The sequence below is a fragment of the Chloroflexus sp. genome (assembly GCF_034435895.1).
Lineage (GTDB): Bacteria > Chloroflexota > Chloroflexia > Chloroflexales > Chloroflexaceae > Chloroflexus.
In genome coordinates this window covers 1-7,211 of the sequence record NZ_DAOTWH010000068.1, presented here as the reverse complement: position 1 = coordinate 7,211, position 7,211 = coordinate 1, and the positions used below count along the sequence as shown (strand labels likewise).

Here is a 7,211-nt window from a genome sequence, read left to right as displayed (position 1 = left end):
AACCGAGAACCTGCTACTCCTCCGCAAACCCGGCTTGCTCAAATTTGAGCACCCGACTGTTTTCACTCACAATGCGGATGGTTTGTTCGCTGAAGCCGTCAGGGAGACGGGCTTCAATTTCGAGTGTGACGGTGACGTCGGCATTAGCGAGGGCGGCCAGATGCGCGACCACCTCTTCGGCAATGCGGCTGGCGTCACGCCCGACGCGAGCCGGGTCGAGCCGGACGCTGCCGTGGAAGCGGCGGGCTGCCGGTTTGGGCAGGGGTAGAGCGATAGTGACGGTACCGGAAGCAGCCGGTCTTGGGTTTACTGGTGGCTGTGGTTGGTAGCTATCGGGTGGCGGTACCGGCTCGCGCTGCGTTTCCCGTTCACGTTGTTGGTGCGCGATATCTGGTTTGACGACGAGGCCACGGTCTTCGGGCCGGATGGCGATGCTTTCCCCGCAGCGCAAGCCGAGGTATCGTCCAGTGGCCTCGTCGTAACGTTCGGCGTAGACGAAGGTTTCGCTCTGCCACGTCAAGCTGCCGACCCCGTTTTGAATCGCCCGCGCGATCACCTCTGGCCCATCAACCCGCTGCAAGTAGAGATAACGGGCGAAGTCGTCGATCAGTTGGCGGATGGCGACGTGGTTCCCCCGCCAGAGCGGCACCCGGTCGAGTTCATTGCGCAGCATCGTTGCGCCGAGTTCGGCGGCGAGCAGGTCGTCGCTGCGTAACCGCTTCATCGCTCGCACGGCTAGCCCATCGCTTTCCGTGAGCCGGATGGCCTTCCACTCAACCGGTTTGGACGGATGTTCTTGGCCGGGAACGAGCAACCATTGGTAGGTTGCGGGGTGTCTCTTGTGTCTTTTTGTGGCTATTTCTTTTCTCCCCACCCCTGCGTTATTCGTGGTACAATACAATTCCGGTAATCAAACCCGTACCGCCCGGCAAGCGTCTATGGCGATGATCTTCTACCGCGATATGGAATTAATCTGCCGCAGTTGCGGCGCTACCTTTATCTTCACCGCCGGCGAGCAGGAGTTCTACGCCGATAAAGGCTTCCTCAACGAGCCGACCCGTTGCCCCAAGTGCCGCAACCGCCGCGAGGCGCAGACGGCGCGTCGCCGCCCTGAACCGAGCCCGGAAGACGATAACGACGAGTGATTGCGTGGCGTTGGCGACAGTTTGGTGCGTGGGTAACGTTGGCGTTGGTGGCGGTGGCCGCCGTGCTTATTGCCCTGCGCCCCGACCCCTACGATGCGCTGCGCCGGGCCGATGCTCGCTTTGCCGCCGGGCACTATCGCGCCGCGCTCGCTGCGTACACCGAACTAGCCACAACCCTCAGTGATGCCGCCCTACGCCGGGGTATTGTCTTCACTGTGCGCGGCGAGGTTGATCCGGCCCGCCGCGCGTTGGTTGCGGCTATCAAAGCTGGGTTGCGCCCTCGCGACTACCAGCTCGCGGTGCTCTACCTTGGCCGCGTGGCGGCCATCGAAGGCGACATCGCCGCGGCGCGCCAGACGTGGCAGTCGTTGTCGCACTGCGATCCCGATCGCTGTGCCCAACGCGATCTGCTGCTGGCCGATGATGATCTGCGCAATGGGCGGATCGAGGCGGCGTTGGCGGTGTATCGCGCTGTCGCGCTTGATGCGTTGCCCGCCGATTGGGCTAGCTTTGTGATTGGGCGACGGGCTATGGTGGCGGCGCTGGTCGACTCTGCCGCAACCCCTGACCTCACCATGCCAGCAACCTCCTTCCCGCCCGATCCCTTCACCCAGCCGCTCTTGCCGCCTGCCCCCGATCCGGCCACCCTCGGCGGCGCGTCCGCAGTTGCTCGGCCAACTGGCCCTTGATCTTGGCTACGACCGGCTGGCGCTGGCGTTTTTGGCGCAGGTTGATCCCGCCGGGCCGCACGGTTTGGCGGCGGCGATCTACCGCGCCTATGCTCATCTGCGGTTGGGAGATCGGCAGCAAGGGGTTGAACAACTAGAACAGTTGGCTGCTGCGCACCCTGATGATCCGCGCATTGGCCCCTTGCTGGCGCTGGCCTACCTTAACAGTGGCGATCTGGAAGCGGCTGGCGAGCGGTTGCAACGGTTACACGCCGCCGGTCACGGCGGGCCGGCGCTAGCTTTGGCGCAGGCCGGTCTTGCGTTGGCCCAGCGTGATTTTGTCGCTGCCGCCGATGCGTATGAACAGGCAGTGATCGCGGCGCCGGTCGCCGAACGCCCCCGTTATGCGCTATTGGCCGCTCGTTTTCATCTCGACAGCGGCTTTGAGCGTTGTACCAGCGGTTTGCAGGCGGCGCAGGCGGTGGTTAATGTGTTGCCCACCGATCCCGAAGCGCTGACGGTGCTGGCCGGTACGCGCTACTATTGCGGCGATGCCGCCGGCGCGCAGGCAGCCGCCGCCGCTGCGCTGGAAGCTGGCGCCGGGGTTGAGGCGCGCTTTTACTACGGCTTGGCCCTGAGCGCCGCTAGCGATCGGGCCAATGGCCGGGCCGCGCTGGAGCTGGTCGCCGATCAGGCGCCGGCGAGTATGTGGCGGCAACGGGCTGAAACCGCGCTGGAGCTGATCGGAGGCCGGTAACACAAAGGCGCAGTAGCGCCGGACGGCTGTCCGGCTCCGCAAAGGCGCAGAGGATGATACACGCAAAGGCGTGGTAGCGCCGGACGGCTGTCCGGCTCCGCAAAGGCGATATGATGGATGGTCTCATACGTGCGCGTATGTGCCACCTATGTATCGCGTTGCGGCTTGGCATCGTTGGGTTGCCACGGCGGCGTCGAACCATACGGCTCTGTAAAGATGGTATGATAGATAAGCCCATTAGCGCGCCCATGTACCATCCATCGCGTTGCGCCTTGGCGTCTTTGCGTTTCATAACACCTTGCGTCTTCACGTTCCCAAGGAATATGCCGTATGCGCACCACGTCTGCAACGATGCACCGTTCGCGCCGCCCCACGGTGGGGGTGATCGCCGGTTGGCAATTCTACGGTACGGCGCTGACGCTGAGCTACCTAAGCCCGATCTACCACGGTATGGGCCACGCTGCACACGAGTTGGGGTGTAACCTGCTGCTGGCCTGCGGGATGGGCGCTTCCGGCCAGATTAACGATCCACCGCGTCCGGCGTGGCCGGCGGTGGCCGATGATGCCGATTTTGTGCCGGTGGGGCCATGGAACACCCATGGCTTGATCGTGATCAATCCCCTGCAGCTACCCGAACGATCGCGCCTGATCCAGTCGATCCGCGCCGCTGGCCATCCGATTGTGTTCGTTGGATCGGGCGAAGCCGGGCCAGCCATTGTTGCCGACAATACCGGCGGCATCCTCGCCGCTCTCCGCCATCTGGTTGAGCATGGCCATCGCCAGATTGCCTTTATCGCCGGCAGCGAAACCGATCTCGACGGCGATTCGGGTGAACGGTTGCGCGCCTTTGAGGCCGGGATGGCCCAATTCGGCTTGGCAGTCGATCCGCGCCTAATCGTCTTTGGCCGTCACGTCTTTGCTGGCGGTTACGCGGCCATGCAGCAGTTGCTGGCGACCGGCCAACCCTTTACCGCCGTGCTGGCCAGCAACGATGAGTCGGCGTTAGGGGCGATTGCGGCGCTGCGCGCGGCGGGCCGGCGCGTGCCGGACGATGTAGCGATCATTGGGTTTGATGACCGTCCCGAAGGGTTGTTGCACGAACCGGCCTTGACCACAGTGCAGATTCCGCTCTTCCGGCTGGGGTATCAGGCGCTTGAACTGATGGTTCGTCACCTGCGCGATCGCCAGCCGTTGCCAGAGTTGGTGCAGGTGCCGGCCCGGCTGGTGATCCGTGAGTCGTGCGGCTGTAGCCAGAGCGCGGTGCTGGCCGATGCGTTGGAAATGGCTGCCCCTCACACTGATCAACCGGACGCTGCCGATCGCGCTGCGGCGCTTGCACGGTCGATGGGCGAGATGCTGAGTCGCAAATCGCGCGGCCTGACCCGTGATGAAGTATACCGGCTGTGCCTTCTCCTTGTGACTGCCTTTACCCAAGCTGTGCAGCACTCAGATCCGGCCTCTATGCGCGCAGTGTTGGCGCAGACGCTCAAACAGGTGGCCGCTGCCGGCGATGATACCCACGAATGGCAAATCGCGCTCTCCTTCATTCGTGATGCGTTACCAAATCTGCTTGATCCGGCGTTCCACCCTTTTGCCCACGAACTGCTGGACGAAGCGCGAGTGACGATGAGCGCCGCGATGCGCTTTCAGCATTGGCATTACCTCAATTCCCAACAACAAACCAATAACCGCTTAGGCCGGCTCACCGCGCGCTTGTTGAACGCGCTAGCTGAGAGTGATATCTACGAGATTCTGGCCCGGCATTTGCCCGAACTGAACTTGCCACTGCTCTGGATCGGCTTTTTTGAAGCCGAGGGTGATGATCCGGTCGCATGGTGCCGGTTGCGGGCCGTGACGGCGCCGCAACAGCCGGTGATTCGCATTCACAGCCGCGCCTTCCCGCCGTCGCAATGGCTGCCGGCGCGCCATCCTTACCAGCTCTCCCTCATCCCGTTGACCGGCGCCGGCAGCGCGACTGGTTTTGTCGCCTTCGACACCTCGCGGCTTGACCTCTACGGCGCGATCGCGCAACAGATCAGCGCCGCGCTCAATACGGCCCGCCTGTATCGGGCGGCGAATGAAGGCCGGCGGTTGGCTGAAGAGGCTAACCAGCTCAAGAGCCGCTTCCTTTCGATGGTCAGCCACGAGTTGCAAACCCCGCTGAATTTGATTGTCGGCATGAGCGATCTGCTGTTGCGCGAGAGCGCTGCCGGCGAGCGCCAGTTGCCGGTGGCGATGCGCGCTGATCTGAAGCGGATTTATGCCAATGCCCGCCATTTGAGTCGTCTGATCAGCGATGTGCTTGATCTGGCCAGCAGTGATGCCGGCCAGTTGCGCTTGGCCTGCGAAGTGGTCGATTTGGGGCAAGTGATGCGGGCGGTGGCCGAGGCCGGCCAGCAGATGGCCGCTGATAAACATCTGGTGTGGCACGACTCGATCCCTGCCGAGGGGCCATGGGTGTGGGGCGACCGCACCCGGCTGCACCAGATCGGGCTGAATCTGGTGGTCAATGCGATCAAGTTCACCGCGCGCGGCAGTGTGAGCCTGACCGTCACCCCTGCCGCTGATGCCGTGACGGTCACGGTGCGCGATACCGGGATTGGTCTGCCGCCGGAAGAGCAAGCGCGGATTTTCGATGAATTTCAGCGTTCGGAGCGTAGCACGAGCAGAGGCTATGGCGGCATTGGTTTGGGGTTGGCGATTTGCAAGCGACTGGTCGCGCTGCACGGCGGCGAGATCGGGGTGCGTTCGAGCGGCATCGAAGGCGAGGGTTCCGAGTTCTTCTTCCGCTTGCCGGTGATTGCTGCGCCGGCCCGTAAACGGCGGCGCAGCGCGCCGGCTCTGCCGGCTTTGCCACGGGTGTTGTTGCTCTCGGCAGGGCCGGACGAGCGGCTGCAACGTTATCTCGAACAGCGCGGCTTTACGGTTGCTGCCTTCCCGATCGACGAGAGCGTGGCATGGCTGGCTGAACTGCTCAGCAAGAACTATAGCGCGGTCGTGCTCAATGCGACCCAAGGCGAACGGGCGTGGTGGGAGACGATCCGGCTGCTGAAAGCAAACCCGGCCACCCGCGATCTGCCGCTCTTGTGCTATGCAATGACCGAGCAGCACGGTACGGTGATGGAGTTCAACTACCTCACCAAGCCAATCGATCTGGCCGATCTCAGCCGCGCGCTCGACCAATACTGGCTGGCTGCCGGCCCAACCGAGCGCAATCCCGCCATCCTTGTGGTTGATGACGATCCCGATACGCTCGAGCTGCATGCCCGCCTCATTCAGGCCCACAACGCCGCCATCCACGTCCAGCGCGCCCGTTCGGGCCGCGAGGCGCTGGCGATCTTACCCCAGCAGAAAATTGATCTGGTGCTGCTCGATCTGATGATGCCGGAAATGGATGGCTTTGCAGTGCTTGAGGCGATGCGCGCACGCAAAGAGTGGCGCGATATTCCGGTGATCGTGATTACCGGGCGTATGCTGAGCGAAGCGGATATGGCCCGCCTTAATCAAGGGGTGACGGCGGTGCTCAGCAAAGGCATGTTCAGTGCTAGTGAAACCCTCACCCACCTACAGGCCGCGCTTGAACGGCGGCGGCGGCTGAGTGATCAGGCGCAGATGCTGGTACGCAAGGCAATGGCGTACATCCACAGCCATTACGATCACCCGATCACCCGGCAAGATATCGCCAATTATGTTGGTATGAGCGAAGACTACCTCACCCACTGTTTCCGGCAAGAACTCGGCGCCACGCCGGTCGAATATCTCAACCGCTATCGGGTGTTGCAAGCGCGCCGGTTACTGCTCGAAAGCGACAAGAGCATTACCAATATCGCGCTCGAAGTCGGCTTTTCGAGCAGCAGCTACTTTAGCCGGGTGTTTCGCAAAGAGGTTGGCCAAACGCCGGAAGAATACCGCCGGGGCGGGGCATCACTGCCCTAACGCCGCCAGTGCCCGTTTGACGCTATCGGCAGGGCTGACTTTCACCTCGGCCTGCGCAATCCGGCCCTCTTCGTCGATCACAAAATGCGAGCGGATAATGCCCATGTACTTCTTGCCCATCATCGACTTCTCGCCCCACACGCCGTATGCTTCCGCCACGCTGTGCTGCTCGTCGGCGAGCAAGATGAACGGCAAGTTGTGCTTGGTCTTGAACTTGGCGTGCGATTTCGTGCTGTCGGGGCTAATCCCGATCACGACGGCATTCTTCTCTGCGATCTCCGGGTAAGCATCGCGAAAACCGCACGCCTGCGACGTGCAGCCGGGGGTGTCATCTTTGGGATAGAAGTAGAGAATGACTCGCTTGCCGCGAAACTGGCTGAGCGAGACCGGCTCGCCGGCTTCGTTCGGCAAGGTGAAATCGGGTGCGATATCGCCAACTTGTGGTGGGGTTGCCATACCTTAAGGTTCCTTAGCTCAAACGCGAATCCAATACCTTTCATGGTAGCACGAATCGGCGTGTCGCTTAGGGTTCATTTTCCGCTATACTACAGCTTTGGTAAAAGTGTGGACTTGGCGCAGCGGGACGAGACGTGCGTTGAGTTGTGATGAGGTGTAGAACCGCTGCTGGCGCAGCATGTTGTCATTGCGAGGGGGCGCCGCCCCCGAAGCAATCTCCCGCGTCAGCGAGAGTAATGGCTCACCGCA

General features: G+C 62.4%; 5 protein-coding genes and 1 pseudogene. 4 read left to right on the top strand and 2 right to left on the bottom strand.

What is annotated here, in order from left to right; genetic code table 11:
- Positions 1 to 13: 13 nt before the first annotated feature.
- On the bottom strand, positions 14 to 814 hold the full coding sequence (locus U9R81_RS04160; protein WP_322494260.1) for a hypothetical protein: 801 nt from the start codon (positions 812 to 814) through the stop codon (positions 14 to 16).
- A gap of 130 nt (positions 815 to 944) precedes the next feature.
- Between U9R81_RS04160 and U9R81_RS04155 the strand changes: the two are divergent.
- The 4 genes and pseudogenes from U9R81_RS04155 to U9R81_RS04140 form a co-directional block, all read left to right on the top strand.
- Positions 945 to 1,091, top strand: a pseudogene (locus U9R81_RS04155) (zinc-ribbon domain-containing protein); the annotation flags it as partial.
- Between the two features lie 50 nt (positions 1,092 to 1,141).
- On the top strand, positions 1,142 to 1,834 hold the full coding sequence (locus U9R81_RS04150; RefSeq protein ID WP_322494258.1) for a tetratricopeptide repeat protein: 693 nt from the start codon (positions 1,142 to 1,144) through the stop codon (positions 1,832 to 1,834).
- Positions 1,812 to 2,570, top strand: coding sequence for a hypothetical protein (locus U9R81_RS04145; RefSeq protein ID WP_322494257.1), 759 nt, complete (start codon positions 1,812 to 1,814; stop codon positions 2,568 to 2,570). Before U9R81_RS04150 ends, U9R81_RS04145 begins: the two co-directional genes overlap by 23 nt.
- A 330-nt stretch (positions 2,571 to 2,900) precedes the next feature.
- Positions 2,901 to 6,506, top strand: coding sequence for a substrate-binding domain-containing protein (locus U9R81_RS04140; protein ID WP_322494256.1), 3,606 nt, complete (start codon positions 2,901 to 2,903; stop codon positions 6,504 to 6,506).
- Here U9R81_RS04140 and bcp read toward each other — a convergent pair.
- Positions 6,495 to 6,962 carry a thioredoxin-dependent thiol peroxidase gene (gene bcp, locus U9R81_RS04135; protein WP_322494255.1) on the bottom strand — a complete coding sequence of 156 codons (468 nt, stop codon included), beginning with the start codon at positions 6,960 to 6,962 and terminating at the stop codon, positions 6,495 to 6,497. The two genes, U9R81_RS04140 and bcp, sit on opposite strands and share 12 nt — an antisense overlap.
- Between the last annotated feature and the right edge of the window lie 249 nt (positions 6,963 to 7,211).